Here is a 17,100-nt window from a genome sequence, read left to right on the forward strand (position 1 = left end):
CTCCTATTCTAAGGTGTTAAAAATATTTCTCATTACGTTAATAAATAAATCTATTTCATTTTTATCTGTTGTAAGTGGAGGCAAAATTCTAACTACATGCTGACCGGCTGTTAGAATCAAGACGTTATGTTCACGTGCTTTATTCACAATATCGATTGCCTGATGCCTTGTTTCCATTCCTAAAAGGAACCCTTCACCCCGAATGTCAAAGATGATCTCTGGAAATTGAGCTTTTAAATCTTCGAGTTGTTGTTTTAAATAAAAACTGTTTACATTACATTGCTTTAGTACCTCTTGTACTTGGATGGTTTCGAGAGTAGCTAAAGCTGCTGTAGTAGCAAGGGGATTTCCGCCAAATGTACTGGCATGGCTACCTGGAACGAAAGCTTTAGCAACATTTTCTTTTGCTAGAACAGCACCAACCGGAAATCCAGAACCAAGCCCTTTAGCCAATGTAATCACGTCTGGCTCAATACCAAATTGCTCATAAGCAAATAGAGTCCCAGTTCGACCGATCCCTGTTTGAACTTCATCAACCATAAGTAATATGCCTTTGTCATGACAGATCTTAGCTAATTGTTGAATCCATTCTGGGTTGGCTGGAATGACTCCCCCCTCGCCTTGAATGAGTTCGAGCATAACAGCAATGGTATGTTCTTGGTTAATTTCGTTTAATGCTTCGAAATCATTGTAAGGAAGATAACGGAAGCCACCAGGTAACGGAGCGAAACCATCTTGGATTTTTTCCTGACCTGTTGCTGTTAACGTTGCCAATGTCCGACCATGAAATGATTGAGAAAAAGTCACGATTTCACTAGGGTCCTGCTCTTTACATTTATGTGAATATCTTCTTGCCAGTTTAATTGCTGCTTCATTTGCTTCTGCCCCACTGTTACAAAAAAAGACTTGGTCTGTACAACTTAATTCAGTCAATTTAGTAGCGAGATGTTCTTGAGTAGGGATATGATATAAATTTGAGCAATGCCATAGCTTATTTACTTGTTCCTCTACCTTTTCTTTTACACGTTCTGGAACATGGCCAAGGTTACATGTGGCAATGCCTGAGGTATAATCTAGAAAATAATCAGCATTTTCATCCCAGACATAACTGCCTTTTCCTGAAAGAAGTGTTACAGGAAGACGATTGTATGTTGTCATTACCGTATGATCAGCTATGTTTTGGTTATGTGGCATAAGAAGATTCCTCCTTATCAAGAGTGATTTTTGTTCCGACCTCTTTTCCATTAAGGTAATCTAGTAAACTATTTGAATCTAAACCATTCAGTATGATGGCTTCTGACACCCCATATTTAAGACTATCTAAAGCGGCATTAACTTTTGGTAGCATTCCACCGCTGATCTTATTTTCATTAATCATGCTTTCAATTTGGTGATGAGATGCTGTTTTTAGTACAGAAGTAAGTCCTTCTTCCTCCAATTGAATACCTGGTACATCACTTATAAAGCAGATGTTTGCATTGAGTTCCTGAGCAATTGCAGCAGCTACAACATCACCATTGATATTATACTTTTGTCCATTATCATCGATTCCAAGAGGTGATATGACTGGGATGTATCCTTGTTTAGCTAGGTGTTCCACAATGTCTGTTTGGGCACGCTGTACTTTACCTACAAACCCAAGTGGATGGTCCTCTGTAATGGGGGCAGCTTGAATGAGTTGACCATCAACCCCACTTAAGCCAAATGAATTTCCCTTTGCTTTTTTTAAATTGGCAACAATTTGTTTATTAATTGTTCCACTTAATACCATCTCGACAATGTCAAGTACTTCAGAGCTTGTTACCCGCAGCCCTTCATGAAAGGTCGTTTTAACACCATATTTATTAAGAGCTGTTGTGATATAAGGACCTCCGCCGTGAACAATAATGGGTTGGCATTGACCACTTCTTTGTAATGTCACGATATCTTCGTAAAAAGAATCAGGTAATTTCTCATAGATGCTACCGCCACATTTAATAATGAGTGTTTTCATATAAAAATCTCCTTTTCATGTTCGATATGCCGCATTGATTTTGACGTAATCATAAGTTAAGTCACATCCCCAAGCTGTTGCCTGGCTCTCCCCTTGTTTTAAATCTACAAAAATTTGTATATTCTCTTGGTTTAAATAGGTTATAGCATCTTCTTCATTAAATAGGACTGGGGATCCATTCTCTATCACGGTTATACTTCCTAGATAGACATTAAGTTTTTCAAGTTGAATAGGCTCTCCAGTATAACCCAGAGCGTTGACAATCCTGCCCCAGTTCGCATCGTTCCCAAACACTGCAGATTTGACAAGGTTAGAACCTACAATCGTTTTACTAATCTTTTGAGCAGCTTCATGGGTAGAAGCTCCTTGGACTTCGACCTCAATTAGTTTAGTCGCCCCCTCTCCATCCCTTGCAATCATCTTAGAGAGGCTTTCACATATGATGTTGAGTCCTTGCTTAAACACATCCCATTCTGGATGATCCTTAGTTAAAGTCTTATTTTCAGCCATTCCATTTGCCATTGCCAATACCATATCGTTCGTACTCGTATCCCCATCAACTGTAATCATATTAAATGTGCTCTGGGTGATTTCACGTAAAGCTGCAGATAAATCATCTTGGTCCACTTTGGCATCTGTTGTAATAAAACTAAGCATCGTTGCCATGTTTGGGTGGACCATACCCGACCCTTTAGCCGCACCACCGATGATTACTTTTTGGCCATCAATGTTCAATTCTATTGCGATATGTTTGATAAACGTATCCGTGGTTAAAATAGATCTCCCAAATTGCTCTGCCTCTTGAACATGAAAAGGTATTTGATTGATTCCTTGTTTGACTTTTTCCATCGGTATTTGTGTTCCAATAAGACCAGTTGAGACTACAGCAGTATAATGTTCAGGCAACGAGAAATGTTGTGCGAAAAAAGCTCTCATGTTATAAGCATTTTGCAGCCCCTCTTCACCAGTACAGGAATTTGCTACACCTGAATTAACTAGAATAGATTGAAGCTTTTGTTCAACATCAAGACTTTCCTGTGTCACTTTTAGAGGGGCAGCCTGAAATTGATTTGTCGTATAAACTCCAGCTGCCTCTGCAGGGACTTCAGAATAAATCCATCCAAGATCAGGTCGCTTTCGTTTGATACCACAATGGAAGCCACCAGCTTGAATACCTTGTGGTGATATTACACTGCCATCAGATATAACTTTATAATCTTCTGTTTCTAATAAATCAACTTCTGTTACAAAATCTGTCAACTTCATTCCTCCCGTGTTTATGGATAAATAGGGGCACTTGTTAGCCCTGTTGTCTCATCCCATCCAAATAGTAGGTTCATATTTTGTACTGCTTGCCCTGCTGCACCTTTTACTAGATTGTCAATAACGGAGACGATCGTTAGTCTGTTTGTTCGTTCATCAGAATGAATACCTATGTCACAGTAATTAGAGCCATATACCTCTTTTGTTTTTGGTAAGTCACCTGTTTCCCTAACTCTTACAAAGGGATGATTTTCGTAAAAAGATTGATATAAAGCTGTTACGGTTTCCGAAGTCACTGGCTCTTTTAAATCAGCATATATCGTACACATAATGCCTCGAGTCATAGGAACAAGGTGAGCTGAAAAAGTGATATTTTCTGTGTTTCCAGAAAAAGATTCAATAAGCTGTTCGATCTCTGGTATATGTTGATGAGTTCCCAATTTATAGGCCTTTACATTTTCATTCACTTCACTGAAATGAGTCGCTAGTGAGTTTTTCCTCCCTGCTCCCGAAACACCTGTTTTACCGTCTATGATGATACTGTTTGATGTTACCCAATCCTCTTTGATCACAGGTAAAATCCCCAGTAAAGTAGCTGTTGGATAACATCCAGGATTAGCAATCAGATTAGAACCTTTGATCTTTTCTTTATTTAATTCTGAGAGTCCATAAACCGTTTGATTTAAAATATTGGCTGATGCAGGCTCTTTTTGATACCACTGTGAATATACTTCAGAATCTATTAAACGATGGTCACCGGATAAATCAATGCATAATACTCCCTTTTCTGAGAGCTGGGGTAGAAGATCCAGACTTACTCCAGGTGGGGTAGAGAAAAATACTACATCTACACTTTCTGCTATTTGACCTACATTAACTTGAGCCAAATCCATTTCTAATATGGATAAGAGGTGTGGATAGAGCTCCTTTATATTCGTTCCACTTGTCGAATGGGAAACAAGTAACTCAATTTCGGCAAAAGGATGGTTTTGAAGCAACCGAATTAACTCAACCCCACCATAACCATTAGCACCAATAATCCCTACTTTCATAGTCATCCCTCCAGGTCAATAAGTTTTATAGGATAATAAATTGGCAGATTTTCTTGTTCAAAGTGAAAAAAGGTATAAAAAAACACTCGCCTCTTTTTATTTGAAAGAGGCGAGTGTTTTCCTTTCACCCGCGGTACCACTCTTATTGTTCCATCATAAGGAACCAGCTTTTAAGCTTTATAACGGTAGCAACCCGGTCAAGATGTATAAAGACGTATATTTCATACAAACTGACATCTCCAAAGTGCGGTTCATTACATTTCCTGTACCGGGCTTCCACCATCCCCGTTTCGCTGCTCACATTTCATGTAACTACTCTCTTCTTCATTAATTTTATATTTTCATTTATGAATAAATATGTATGTTGATAAATTATTATACATTACATTTATATTGTGTCAATAATCTTATTATGAAAAATTGTGAATTTTATATATTTTTTAAAATCAAAAGTTTGGAATGAATCAAAATATCTAATTGTTCGTAAAAAATTATAATGTTACCTATATAAAAAAGAGACTAAATCGCTAGATGACTTAGTCTCCTTTTTATAGTTCTTTGAATAAAGTTCAATGTTATACATTTACATTTTGTTTTATTTCTAGCGGCTTTGCTGGTCCGAAAAACTCAAAGTTGATTTGTTCTTCAGCAGCGCCTAGTTGTTTTAAAGCATTGTAAACAGTGTCCATAAAAGGCTCAGGTCCACAGAAGTAATAGTCCATTTCATTGTGAGGTAACACCTCTTGTAACCATTCAAACGTAATTATACCTTCTTTATCATGGTTTCCATCTTTTCGATCCGCTTCAGTCGGTTCAGAGTACACGATATATGATGTGATATTTTCGTTGTTATTTGACAACTGTGCTATCTCTTCCTTAAGTCCATGTACGTTACCATTACGTGCTGCTTGGATAAATATAACCTCGCGTTCCGGTTGATTTTTAACAACAGTATTAAGCATGGATGTAAGAGGTGTTAGCCCAACTCCTCCACTTAATAAAACAACAGGTGTATTCTTATTAAAATCGAGTACAAAGTCCCCAGCTGGTGCACTTACAGGGAGAGTATCTCCCTCTTTTATATCATCATGTAAGTAGTTTGATACACTACCTTCTCCATCTCGTTTTACACTTATTCGATAATACGGTTTGTTGGGTGCATCAGATAAACTGTATTGACGAATGTGGCGGTAGGTATCACCTGGTATTGTAAGTTCAACACCGATGTATTGACCTGGTTGAAACGCAGGTAGAGGAGTTTCGTCCACAGGTTTTAAGTAGAATGATGTAATTTCGTCACTTTCTTGAATTTTTTGATCTACGAAGAAAGGCTTATAACCGCTCCATCCACCTGCTTGGTTTTCAGCTTCTTTATACATATTATCTTCAATTTCGATAAATACATCTGCAATAACTTGATAAGCATCCTTCCAAGCATTTACGATCTCATCTGTTGCCGCTTCTCCTAAAACATCCTGAATAGCAAGTAGAAGGTGTTCTCCTACGATCGGATAATGTTCTGGTAGAACGCCTAAACTTCTGTGTTTATGAGCAATCTGCTTAACGACCGGAATAATATTTTCTAACTGATCTATATTATGGGCAGCAGCAATAATAGAATTTGCTAGTGCTGTTTGCTGACGACCTTTCTTTTGATTCGTTTGATTAAATATATTTAATAGTTCCGGATGGTTTTTAAAAAGCATTTCATAAAAGCGTGATGTAATTTCAGTACCTTTTTCTTCTAAAATAGGGGCTGTAGACTTAATAATTTCTTTCTGTTGTGTGGATAGCATAAAAGCAACCTCCAATGAAGTGTTTTTTGATCTATCTTTATTTTAATAAACGACTACAGCTGAAAAATGTGATGTAAATAACATTTGCTGTGACAGGTTTGTGTACATTTCTAAAAAGAGCCAAGGATACCGTAAAGACGTCCTTGGCTCTTTTATCTACTTAACGTACATGTTCTTTCAGTTGGTTTATATCTTTTATATAAATCCCTTTCCGACTGACTTGAATTAGGTCTAGCTTTTTTAAATGATTTAGTACTCGATTGATTGTTTCTCTTGAAGAACCAACGATGTTAGCAACATCCTGATTCGTGATCGGCATATCAATATAGATCTCTTCTTTATCTAATTGTCCTGATTCTTGCCCTAAACGAATTAATGCATAGACTACACGATGTTGCACATTTTGTGAGTTCATCTCTTGAATTCGTTGTGTTAAAACAGAGATTTTCTGGCCTAATATCTTCATCACTTTCATAGCGATTTCAGGATGATTTAACATGAATTGATTAAAATCATCTATGCGTATCATAAATAATACCGCTTCAGACATCACTTCAGATGTTGCTGGGTAGGGTGTTTCCTCAAAAAATCCTACATGGGGAAACATATCCCCTGCCTGAAGAAAATTAATGATTTGTTCTTTACCTTCGGGGTCAACTTTAAAGGTTTTTATGGTACCTGAATGGATAAAGAAAACAGCCTCTCGTTCTTCCCCTTCCATAAAAACGTATTCTTTCTTATGATATGTATGTTTTAACGTGATATCTTGTAATGCAATTAAGTCCTCTTCATTTAATTCTGCAAATAACGGGACTTGTTTTAATACCTGAATCCTTTCTGTCATTCCATCTCGCCCCTTCGATAACAGTGTACCACTCGATAGTATTGTTTTTCTATATGAGTTATGAATCAAAATAGACGAATTATAAAAGAAGTGCTCTAAAAAGAGCACTTCTTTATGATTCGTTCCTTATCGAGCAACCCAATTTTGTATTTTGTCAATCAAATCATCCCGTATTTCATTAACTATTGAAAAATCGACAGCACCAATGTAGTAGGATTCAAGTTCATCTCTTAAGGATTTAACCTCTGATAAATAAGAGATAGCTTCTTCCATTTTATCTTTGTATGCTTTGGTTGTTCTCTCAATTTCTTTTGCATACGTTTCATCTGTGCCAGGTGTTATGCACCGCTCATACATATCCACGATCTCATCATTATCCCGTTCAGGAAAGTACTCATGAGGCGCTGTTGAATCAAATATAGCTATGCTCTGTTCACGAATAATCAACATATCCAAGCTATTAGGATCAAACCCACAATGATACACCTCAACATCAAAACCCTTGCTCTCTCCTGCAGCAGCAATTTTCTTAAGCATAGTTGACTTTCCAGAGCCTGCACGACCTTTAATGAAAAACCGTTTGTCTATGTCTTCTGTTAAGTTTTGAATAAAATCTACGGCACCATTTGGTGTGGCTGCACCAAGAAAGCGATGACGAATGGAAGGTTCTTTCTCCAATTGTTTATGACCGAAAATGCGTTCTGTAAGTTGTTCTGTTAATTGATTTGCTTTTGCAAAATCCATGTTCGAAATATAAACATCCTCGATTTCATCATGTGCACTTAGAGAAGCGGCAAACATGTCATAAGCTGTTTCATACGTATCTGAAATTTTTTTATTCAAATCCAAAATATCATCTTTGTGTAAGGAAAGCTTTTCAGACTCCCAGGCAACTCCAAGATTTATATACTCTTCAATGACACCAGGGGCCTTAGGTTCAATAATATGTGGTGCAGTACCATCTACAACCCCAATTTTATAATCGGTTAGTATCACTCCATCAACCGATCCATTATCTGAAGCGCAATGAAGATATTCGATATTCACGCCTTTATCTGCAAACGTTTCTCCAATTGATTTCATTAATGTCGACTTCCCTGTACCTGGCCCACCTTTAAGTATATACAACCTTTCTAACCCTTCTAGAGCGGAGTCAAAAAGACTATAGAAACCTTTAGCTGTATTACCACCTGCATAATAGTTACGTATTCTTCCAGTCATCCTATCACCCTTTCATCTCGTTACCACTATAATATGTAAGGATTAAAAAAGGGTGTTTGCCTATCTAAAAAAGAAGCACATATTTTATACGTACTCCTTAATTTGAACGTTTTAGTAAGAAATTTTAAACCCAATCTTACCGAAGTTTTTAGAGTCGCGAATATAGCTGAATGCTTCTTCATAGTCAGACATAGGGAACATTTTATCTATTTCAGGTGTAATCTTGTTCTCCTCAACAAAGTGAAGCATGTCTTGAAACTCTTCTCGGCTCCCCATAGTTGATCCTAATAAATTATATTGACCATAGAAGAACTTACGTATATCGATCTCCACTTTATCATCTGTGGTAGCACCAAATGTAACAATCGTTCCACCTCTTCGAATAATGCCTAATGATTTATCGAACGTAGCTTGTCCAACACTTTCTACAAGGACATCAATTGACTCACCTGCAAGCTCTTCATTCCAGTTAGACTCTGTATCAATAGCTAAATCTGCACCTAACTGTAAAGCTTCTCGTTGTTTTTCTTTACTACGAGAAGAGACGATCACTCTGGAGCCTATTGCTTTGGCAAACTTAAGAGCAAAGGTTAACACGCCACTTCCTATACCAGGTAACATCACTGTATCCTCTTTTGTTATTCTGGCACGAGAGAATAAGACACGATAGGCAGTAAGAGCAGCTAAAGGAAGTACTGCCGCTTCTTCCCATGAGAGAAATTGTGGTTTTTTCTCGATGTAATCCTCAGATGAGACGTAGTACTCTGCAAATGTACCATGATCAGGTAACCCCACAATTTCAAACCCTTTAGGAGGAGCGTCACTCTTTTCTTTCCAGCCTAACCCTGGATTGATGACCACTTCGTCTCCTACTTTAAAACGGGTTACTTCACTTCCGACTTCTTCGATAATTCCTGCTCCATCTGAACCCAAGATCAAATCAGGATCATCCGTTTTATGTCTTGATGTAACAGCAAGGTCACGTCGATTCATTCCAACAGCTTTTAATTTAACCTTCACACCTTTAGAATCCACAACAGGTTCATCGATTTCTCCAAAACGTAAACCCTCTAAACCAACTTTTCCTTTATGTATAATTGCTTTCATTAAAACCTCTCCTTACACTCGATAGTGTTTAGCTATTACATATTATCGTTAATTGTAACAAGGAATAGTATTTAACCAAATAAAAAACGCTCACAGTGGATGAGCGTTTATCAATAACTTACTTTAATATATCAAATATACTCAAAATCGATACACCAAAAGCTGCTGAAATTCCTCCAGCACTGAAGGTAAGGAAGAAAACGAGCCAACTCATGTTTTCTTTCTTTTTCATATATATAGCATAGATAAGTGAAAACAATATACCAATAAGCATGGCACCAGAAGTGGTATAAGGTAATAACAGGTCCAAGTTCATAGCAAGTACTCCTTTAAGCATTGATCTAGACCGATTGTAACATATTTACCCTTTGTATTATGTGAAAACTTTAAGATATCTCGTTTAACGATTACGTGTTAAAAAATATAAAAACCAGACTGCATGGTTCTGTTCATCTGCAGCTGCTCGTCGAAATGTTGATTGGATATAGGGTTCTGTTGCTTGATCTGCAATATCCAGATAAAAATCGGCAGTTTTTTGTTCATCCTTAAAGGCTACTTCCAGTCCTCTCCGATATGTCTTCGGACACTCTTCAATTTGCTTAGGAGTGGGTTGGCGACCAGTTAAATTCATATAAATTTGCGTGAATTGATGAAAATGGTTTCTTTCATCTTTGCGAATTTCCCTTATATGCTCTTTATCCGCTTTAGAATCTGCCTGATCAATTAAAACTTTATAACATTGAATTGCGCTATATTCTCCATTTATAGCCTGTTCAATGTTTCGTATTAGTTGCTGATTTTGACGATCCTTTGGTTGATAATAGTATGGATAATACACCCCTCATCCCTCCATCTCATGCTATTAATACATTATATGGTGATACTTAGACTTTATGTTTTCCCTTAGATTGACGAGTTCTTCTGTGTTAACTATACTTAAAGAATTGAATAGATAGATGAGGGTGAGTATATGGAGTTTCGAATGAATTACGTTTCCTTTTACGTTATCCAAGTAGATGGAAAAGGTGACGATCTACATAAACAATATAAACACTTCCAAACGATGGACTATGAAGAGTACAGTGACAGTGCTCTTAAAGAATTTTTAGATGGTGAATTAAAGAAGATTGTAAACCGAAAAGTGGAACGTCATCCAAGGTCTGAACAGGTACCTACTAAACTGGGGCATTTCATTGTTGAACCTGGACACGAGTTGGACTCTAACCCAAATTATAATGTTTTCCGAAGAGCACAAGTTGCACAATCCAAAGAAGAATTTTATCAGGTTTCTGAAATGTTTGTTGATGCTTATGTGGATGCGAGTGCCATACGTGGTGGAGCATTTCTTGTGATTTCAGCTACATTGGAGAAGTATTTTGACGAACCCTTTATTTTCTTGCTGAAATGTGATTTTGAACCAAAAGTTGCCTCTATTTCAGATGAATCTACCTTAATCCGTTCTGTGGAAATGGCGATCACTACAAAGAATATGAAATCCATTCAATATCCGTATATGCCTGAAAAAGGGATGCTTGAGCCGAATGAGTTAAAAATCCATCAGGCTTCACATGCCCGCTACTTTGAGGATTTCTTAAAGTTCGTAGCATATGGAGAGTCCATGCCTGAGATTCAAAAAACGCAAGTGAAAAGTATGGTACAAGAGCATGTCCAGGAAACGTTTGAGGAAGATAGTGAAGAATTAAAACAATTTGAAGAAGACCTTGAAATATGGGAAGCAAGTGAAAAACGAGAGTTAAAAGAACGTCTCACTACAGAACAAGTAGTTGAAGCTACAAGCCAAATGGTAGAAGAGAATCCAGAGATTGAATTGAACATGAAAATTGGTGAAACAACCGTAAAAGGGAAACTCGCTGATTATGGTGAGGATATTCATTTAGCTAAAGTCAATGGCCGTTACGTTCTTTTAATTGAATCTGACTTTATTCAATTTGATAAAGGCGTCTCTCCAATTGAGTTTCAAAAGCCGAATGAATTACAAGACATCATGAACCACATTATGAACAAGGAGCGTTCGTATTGAAGCAATTAGCGCATAAACAATTTGACCATATGGGGATCGCTGTACGCCAAATGGAAGAAGCAGTATCATTTTATACAAACATACTAGGTGGCGTAGTTGTAGATGAATATACTAGTGAAGCACCTGGTGTTGAGACCCATATAACGATCATCGATATTGATGGTTCTAGAGTAGAATTGCTAAGACCCACTAGCAAAACATCCCCCATCCACCGCTTCATTCAACAAAAAGGAAAAGGTGTTCATCATATTGCCTATAAAGTTCCTGAACTAGATGAAGCGATCTCAGAACTTAAAGGGGAAGGTATTCGTTTCCTTGAAGATACACGGAGAACAAATATCCATGGTCGTAGATTAATCTATATAAACCCTGCTGATACAGAGGGTACAATTATAGAGTTATGTGATTATCCTGATCAAAATAAAAAAGACTTTTAACTAAACGAAAGCCTAAACCAGTCAAATTCAAGGTTTAGGCTTTCATTTTTTTGGTATTTATAAATTTGCAATATGAGCTAATAATTCATAAGACTTCTTCTTCGCTTCATAATCATAGATGTTCGTAATAATGAAAAACTCATCTGTCTTATACTTATCACTTAAGGATTTTAGTTCTTCATAAACATCCTCAGGTGTACCAATAATGGCTCGTCGTCTGTTGTTCTTCACTTTCTCAAACTCTCTAGATGAAAACGTCTGCCCTTTTACTTCTTCAATTGAAGGAACACGTGTATCAATACCCTTTTCAACCTGTAAAAGCCACTTGTCTTGACTTAAAGCTAATGTTTCCGCTTCTTCTTTCGTTTCGGCACATACAACAAATACACAGGCATTAATGGCTGGCTCTCTACGTGCTTCTGAAGGCCTAAAATGGTTCAAATAGGTTTTTATAGATTGTTCAGCTTGGTCTGGATTAATAAAATGGCCAAATGTGAAACCAGTCCCGTTTATAGCAGCATGTTTTGCCCCTCTTCCTGTTATGCCAAGAACCCAAGTTTCTGGATTATTCTTCGTTCGAGGTGTTGCCAGTACCCCTTTGTAAGCATGGTCTTCTGGAAGAGTGTCGTATAAGTACCCATGTATTTCTTTTACTTGTCTTGAAAAAGCACTTAATGTCTTCGAAAGACCATCAGTGAGTGCTAATCGAGTTTGTTGAGAACCCCCTGGCGAACGACCAAGACCTAGATCTATTCTTCCTGGAAATAAGGCCTCTAGCATTTTAAAGTTTTCTGCTACCTTTAATGGACTATATTGTGGTAAAAGTACCCCTCCTGACCCGACTCGAATTCGTTTAGTTTCAGAAGCAATACGTGAAATTAATATCTCTGGTGACGTACTTGCAAGACCATTCGTATTATGATGCTCAGCTACCCAATAACGATGGTATCCAAGCTGTTCAGTCAAACGAGCTAATTCTAAGGATTGATTTATAGCTTCTTCTGCTGTTTGTCCTTTAGAAATGGGAGATTGATCTAAAACACTTAACTTCATGGTAGCTCTCCTTTAATGTGATCTGCATCTATATACTACATTAAAAATTAGACTTTATTCCAATCTCATGATCATTTGATGCATAAACACTTTTCCTTTGTAAAGATTAATTATTTGAATTAACCTATCAATATTGTTACTTTATATATACATATACCCGTATAGGAAGGTAATTTATAATGTTACAACAAACAGGCATCAAACGAAACCTAACACCCTTTATATTGTTAGTCTTTACAAACTTATTTGTTGGCTCTATGGTTGGCCTTGAACGTACAGTTCTTCCCATTATTGGTGAAGATGAATTTGGTTTAACATCAACCTCAGCCACGCTCTCTTTTATTATCACTTTTGGCTTTTCTAAAGCTCTAATGAACTTTGCTGCAGGAAGTCTTGCTGATCGTTTTGGTAGAAAGAACGTTTTGATAGCAGGATGGATCGTAGGTGCATTTGTTCCATTATTAATAATTACTGCACCTGCTTGGTGGGTCATTATTTTTTCTAACGTTCTTCTCGGTATTAATCAGGGATTAACCTGGTCCATGACCGTAAATATGAAGATCGATTTATCCTCTTCCCATCAAAGAGGACTTGCAGTAGGATTAAATGAATTTGCAGGGTATGTAGGTGTTGCCCTCTTTGCATTCATAACAGGTTATTTAGCTTCCGTGTATTCACCAAGACCTGAGCCATTTTTAATTGGTTTTGTAATCGTATTAATCGGACTAATTCTTTCCTTTATTGTGCCAGATACATCATCATTAGTGAGCAAGAATACGTCAGATGATAAGAAAGAAAATGAGCCATTTAAGAATGTATTCTTAAATACGTCTTTTAAAAATCGTCACTTATCAAGTGTTAGTTTTGCAGGTTTAACAACAAACCTTAAGGACGGTATGGCTTGGGGGCTATTCCCTTTATTTTTCATAAACACTGGATTGTCAGCTGGACAGATTAGTCTAATTATTGCCATATACCCCGCAACTTGGGGAATCTTTCAGCTCATTACAGGGCCACTAAGTGATCGAATAGGACGAAAAATTCTCATTACTTCGGGTATGTTCATTCAAGCATTAGCACTTATAGGAATCACTTTTGGAAGCGGGTTTGGCTTTTGGCTAGTAGCTTCTATCACTTTAGGACTTGGAACTGCAATGGTATATCCGACTCTTATTGCTTCTATTAGTGATGTTGCATCAACTCAGACAAGAGCTACTTCTCTTGGGATTTATCGTTTTTGGCGAGATAGCGGTTATGCAATAGGTGCGCTATTGGCAGGTAGTATTGCTGACCTTTTAAGTGTACAATGGAGCATAGGAATAACAGCTTTATTTCCTTTATTGGCATCATTTTACACACTTGTTTCACTAAGAGATGTATTAAAAACGTAAAGGAAATATAGAAGGAGAAAGATATATGAAAGTTTATGTTGATGCTGATGCCTGTCCTGTAAAAGATATCATTATAGAAGAAGCACAAAAAGCAGAAATTCCTGTTGTCCTGGTGAAGAGCTTTTCGCACTTCTCTCTTGAACCTGATCCACCTGGTGTTGAAACAGTTCATGTAGATACTGGTGCGGATGCGGCTGACTACCGTATCATGAAACTTGCTGAAAAAGGAGATCTGATCGTAACACAAGATTACGGTCTCGCAGCACTTGGTTTAGGTAAAGGCTGCAAAGTACTTCATCATAAAGGTTTCATATTTTCACAGTCCAATATCGATCAGCTTCTTCAAACTCGTCATGAAAGTGCAAAAGCCAGAAGAGCCGGAGAAAAAACAAAAGGTCCTAAACCCTTTACTTCTGATGACAGAGAGCAGTTTTTAAAAGTCTTCAAAGAGGTATTAGTTGACGAGAACTAAAAATGCTTCGAGCCACTTAAGCTCGAAGCATTTTTTATAGCTTTTTAATAACGTTCATCTCTTATTTCTTGATCTAATTTATCCTGAAGCTTAACCATCCTCATCATAACAACTGCGGCTTCTGCTTTTGTTACACTGGCATTAGGGTAGAACTTTCCATGGTTTCCTTGCATAATGCCAAGTGTTTGAACAACATGAATAGCTCCTTTATTAGAACTATTCGTTATATCTGAAAATTTCGATTCCTGATTCATAAAGGTGGCTATCTTATCATATTGAAGGATGTTTACGACAGACTCTGCTAGTTGTTCGCGTGTAAGTACTTTTTCAACAGGGATTTGACTAATCTCCTCGTCTAGCCATTCTCTTCCATCTGCAAACATAAGAGCTGCATAAAACTCATTTTCTTTGTTTATACTTTCTTCTTGATCTATATTCCGTTCCATATAAAGTTTGTAATTTGGTTCGATGGCTTTTGATATCATTTGAAGCCACTTACCATATGTGATTGTATCACTTGGATTTATTTCACCTGCATCATTTACTTGGAGAATTTTATGTTTTGCCAATGTCATTAGTTCGTCTTTAGCCCAGTGACCATTTAGATTTGTAGGCTGATTATATGTTTGCTCTACTCCATTATTACGATAGAGTGATCTCCATTTACCAGTTTCGGCATCTAAAACGACATACTGATGAGGAACATCCTGTAATGTTCTTTTGTAAACAAGCTTCATATCAATTTGTTCCGTACCATCTTCACCGATCCCTTCACGGAAAAGGTTATACTGAAGTTCGGCCTTTAAATGTTTCAAATAGGTTTCCCTAGCCTCACCCTTTGAAATTGTTGCTTGCAGTTCACTGACTTTTTCTTCTAGTTGTGGCGTTTGCTGAACATTATAATGAATTAGTTCACCATCGAGGGAATAAGTCATTGTAACTCTATCATTTTGAACTGGAATATCATTTAGATAGCGTTGAAATTGGAAAGAAACCACGTTTTCATGACTTGAATAAAGGCTAGCTTCTTTATTCAGTTTCCACTTTAATTCTTCCGTTGCATTTGGATATAGCGATTGAATTTTAGAAAGAGCAAGTTGGGTTATTTCTTCCTTTGTAAGGGATTCCTCTTCATCAATCTCTATTGAATTTGTTCCAGGGCGAAGTGAACGAGTTGTTACTTCAACTAGTTGTCCTGTTTTAGCATCTACATAAGCTCGAACTTCATTTTCATACCCAAAAGCTCCTGGCTCCATCCATGTTAAATGCCATACAGGCTTTTTGTAATTCCAAGAACCATCTTCTCTTAGTGAAGTTCTTTGGAGTTGTTTCCCTTCAGGAATATTTACAGCATTTGTGACGACATTTGCTGCTTGTTCTGCCGTAATGCGTTCACCTTTTATAGGTTCCACTGCTTCAAAGACTTTTTCACCTTCTGGTATTTCTTTGAAGGTGGACTGTTTAACATCAAGTGGATCTCCATTTGCTTGGAGATACTCACCAGTTTTAGCATCTATAACTTCTGAAGAACCTTCATGGTTGGGCTTCCACCCTAAATATACTTTAGATTCTTCCTGGTTTATACGCTCCGTTATATAACTTAATTGAAGATTTAAATCTTCTTTAAATCGTTTGGTAGCTTCAGATAAAGATCGTTCCGTATTAGGAGAAGGATATTCATAAGAATCAGATGGTACATTGAAACTTTCTAAATCTCCATTACCTGAAATTTCAACATGATAACGCTCATTTGGAGATGGCACTCCGTTAACCTCTGGTTGAAAACTAAAATGATAGGCAATCGGGCCGAACAAAGGATCATTTGTATAATAAGGCATTTCGCCAGTTAGAAGTGCATCATACGTATGATTTGGAGCGGCTTTTTTGATGATTTGTTTTGCCAATTCCTTCGCTTCCTCCCTCGTCACTTTAGGAGGATAATAGGCTGGTTGATCACTTGTAAGAATTGAAGGAATATGAACGTTTAGGATATCCCCTGTCATAGCATCTACTTTACTTGAAAAGCCATGACTACTATTTTCAATAGCGTATCTCCAGTCAATTTCCCACACCATTTGATTTTTAGGTATCGGATATCGGTTCGTTTGTCCTAACTGTACAGATTCAACTTCTCCCTTTTCTAAAATTGGAAACAACTCTTTAACTCTTTCAATAGCTTGTTCTTTACTAAATTTCACGTTCTCTGGATTGGCTACATTATGTATAGGCTCTTGTTGTTGTTTTGAATCGGATGTTTCTGCATAAGCTGGTTGTCCTAATAAGGATAAGCTCAATATAGGTACCAATGTGATAACTCCAAGCTTCCCCCATTTTTTAATACGATATGTCATAATCTACTCTCCCTTTTTGTTTACTATATTTAACATACGCGTTGAAAAGGAAAAAGTTTCAATATTTTCTTGTTTTCAA

The 17,100-nt window shown here is 37.2% G+C and carries 16 protein-coding genes and 1 other annotated feature; of the genes, 4 read left to right on the plus strand and 12 right to left on the minus strand.

Annotation, left to right across the window (positions count from 1 at the left end; genetic code table 11):
• Positions 1-3: 3 nt before the first annotated feature.
• The 10 genes from GS400_RS10140 to GS400_RS10185 form a co-directional block, all read right to left on the minus strand.
• Positions 4-1,194, minus strand: coding sequence for an aspartate aminotransferase family protein (locus tag GS400_RS10140; RefSeq protein ID WP_160101413.1), 1,191 nt, complete (start codon positions 1,192-1,194; stop codon positions 4-6).
• The gene (gene argB / locus GS400_RS10145) at positions 1,184-1,993 is read right to left on the minus strand and encodes an acetylglutamate kinase (protein ID WP_160101415.1); all 810 of its coding nucleotides are present in this window, start codon (positions 1,991-1,993) and stop codon (positions 1,184-1,186) included. Before argB ends, GS400_RS10140 begins: the two co-directional genes overlap by 11 nt.
• A 15-nt stretch (positions 1,994-2,008) precedes the next feature.
• Positions 2,009-3,253, minus strand: a complete 1,245-nt coding sequence (gene argJ, locus GS400_RS10150; protein ID WP_236561216.1) for a bifunctional ornithine acetyltransferase/N-acetylglutamate synthase — start codon at positions 3,251-3,253, stop codon at positions 2,009-2,011.
• A 17-nt stretch (positions 3,254-3,270) separates the two neighbouring features.
• Positions 3,271-4,308 (minus strand): N-acetyl-gamma-glutamyl-phosphate reductase, encoded by a 1,038-nt coding sequence (argC, locus tag GS400_RS10155; RefSeq protein ID WP_160101419.1) that lies wholly within the window; start codon positions 4,306-4,308, stop codon positions 3,271-3,273.
• Positions 4,309-4,410: 102 nt separating this feature from the next.
• Positions 4,411-4,645: a binding site (T-box leader), on the minus strand.
• A 238-nt stretch (positions 4,646-4,883) separates the two neighbouring features.
• Positions 4,884-6,104, minus strand: a complete 1,221-nt coding sequence (gene hmpA / locus GS400_RS10160) for an NO-inducible flavohemoprotein (protein ID WP_160101421.1) — start codon at positions 6,102-6,104, stop codon at positions 4,884-4,886.
• 160 nt (positions 6,105-6,264) lie between these two features.
• On the minus strand, positions 6,265-6,948 hold the full coding sequence (locus GS400_RS10165) for a Crp/Fnr family transcriptional regulator (RefSeq protein WP_236561217.1): 684 nt from the start codon (positions 6,946-6,948) through the stop codon (positions 6,265-6,267).
• A 126-nt stretch (positions 6,949-7,074) separates the two neighbouring features.
• Positions 7,075-8,169, minus strand: coding sequence for a PRK06851 family protein (locus tag GS400_RS10170; RefSeq protein ID WP_160101423.1), 1,095 nt, complete (start codon positions 8,167-8,169; stop codon positions 7,075-7,077).
• 111 nt (positions 8,170-8,280) lie between these two features.
• Complete coding sequence (locus GS400_RS10175) at positions 8,281-9,276, minus strand: zinc-binding dehydrogenase (protein WP_160101425.1); 996 nt, start codon at positions 9,274-9,276, stop codon at positions 8,281-8,283.
• Positions 9,277-9,394: 118 nt separating this feature from the next.
• Positions 9,395-9,592 (minus strand): hypothetical protein, encoded by a 198-nt coding sequence (locus GS400_RS10180; RefSeq protein ID WP_160101427.1) that lies wholly within the window; start codon positions 9,590-9,592, stop codon positions 9,395-9,397.
• An 84-nt stretch (positions 9,593-9,676) separates the two neighbouring features.
• Positions 9,677-10,114: a ferritin-like domain-containing protein gene (locus GS400_RS10185; protein ID WP_160101429.1), complete on the minus strand. Its 438-nt coding sequence runs from the start codon at positions 10,112-10,114 to the stop codon at positions 9,677-9,679.
• Positions 10,115-10,246: 132 nt separating this feature from the next.
• On the opposite strand from GS400_RS10185, the gene GS400_RS10190 reads away from it, so the two are divergent.
• Positions 10,247-11,317, plus strand: a complete 1,071-nt coding sequence (locus tag GS400_RS10190) for a DUF3900 domain-containing protein (protein WP_160101431.1) — start codon at positions 10,247-10,249, stop codon at positions 11,315-11,317.
• A 29-nt stretch (positions 11,318-11,346) separates the two neighbouring features.
• Positions 11,347-11,754: a VOC family protein gene (locus GS400_RS10195; RefSeq protein WP_160104581.1), complete on the plus strand. Its 408-nt coding sequence runs from the start codon at positions 11,347-11,349 to the stop codon at positions 11,752-11,754.
• A 57-nt stretch (positions 11,755-11,811) separates the two neighbouring features.
• Here GS400_RS10195 and GS400_RS10200 read toward each other — a convergent pair whose 3' ends face one another.
• Positions 11,812-12,807, minus strand: a complete 996-nt coding sequence (locus GS400_RS10200; protein ID WP_160101433.1) for an LLM class flavin-dependent oxidoreductase — start codon at positions 12,805-12,807, stop codon at positions 11,812-11,814.
• A 179-nt stretch (positions 12,808-12,986) separates the two neighbouring features.
• On the opposite strand from GS400_RS10200, the gene GS400_RS10205 reads away from it, so the two are divergent.
• Complete coding sequence (locus GS400_RS10205; protein WP_201450150.1) at positions 12,987-14,198, plus strand: MFS transporter; 1,212 nt, start codon at positions 12,987-12,989, stop codon at positions 14,196-14,198.
• Between the two features lie 25 nt (positions 14,199-14,223).
• Positions 14,224-14,670 (plus strand): YaiI/YqxD family protein, encoded by a 447-nt coding sequence (locus GS400_RS10210; protein ID WP_160101435.1) that lies wholly within the window; start codon positions 14,224-14,226, stop codon positions 14,668-14,670.
• A 44-nt stretch (positions 14,671-14,714) separates the two neighbouring features.
• Here GS400_RS10210 and GS400_RS10215 read toward each other — a convergent pair whose 3' ends face one another.
• A complete protein-coding gene (locus tag GS400_RS10215; protein ID WP_160101437.1) occupies positions 14,715-17,021 on the minus strand; it encodes a YcdB/YcdC domain-containing protein in 2,307 nt (768 codons plus the stop codon).
• Between the last annotated feature and the right edge of the window lie 79 nt (positions 17,022-17,100).

It is taken from the genome of Pontibacillus sp. HMF3514 (assembly GCF_009858175.1).
GTDB lineage: Bacteria > Bacillota > Bacilli > Bacillales > BH030062 > Pontibacillus.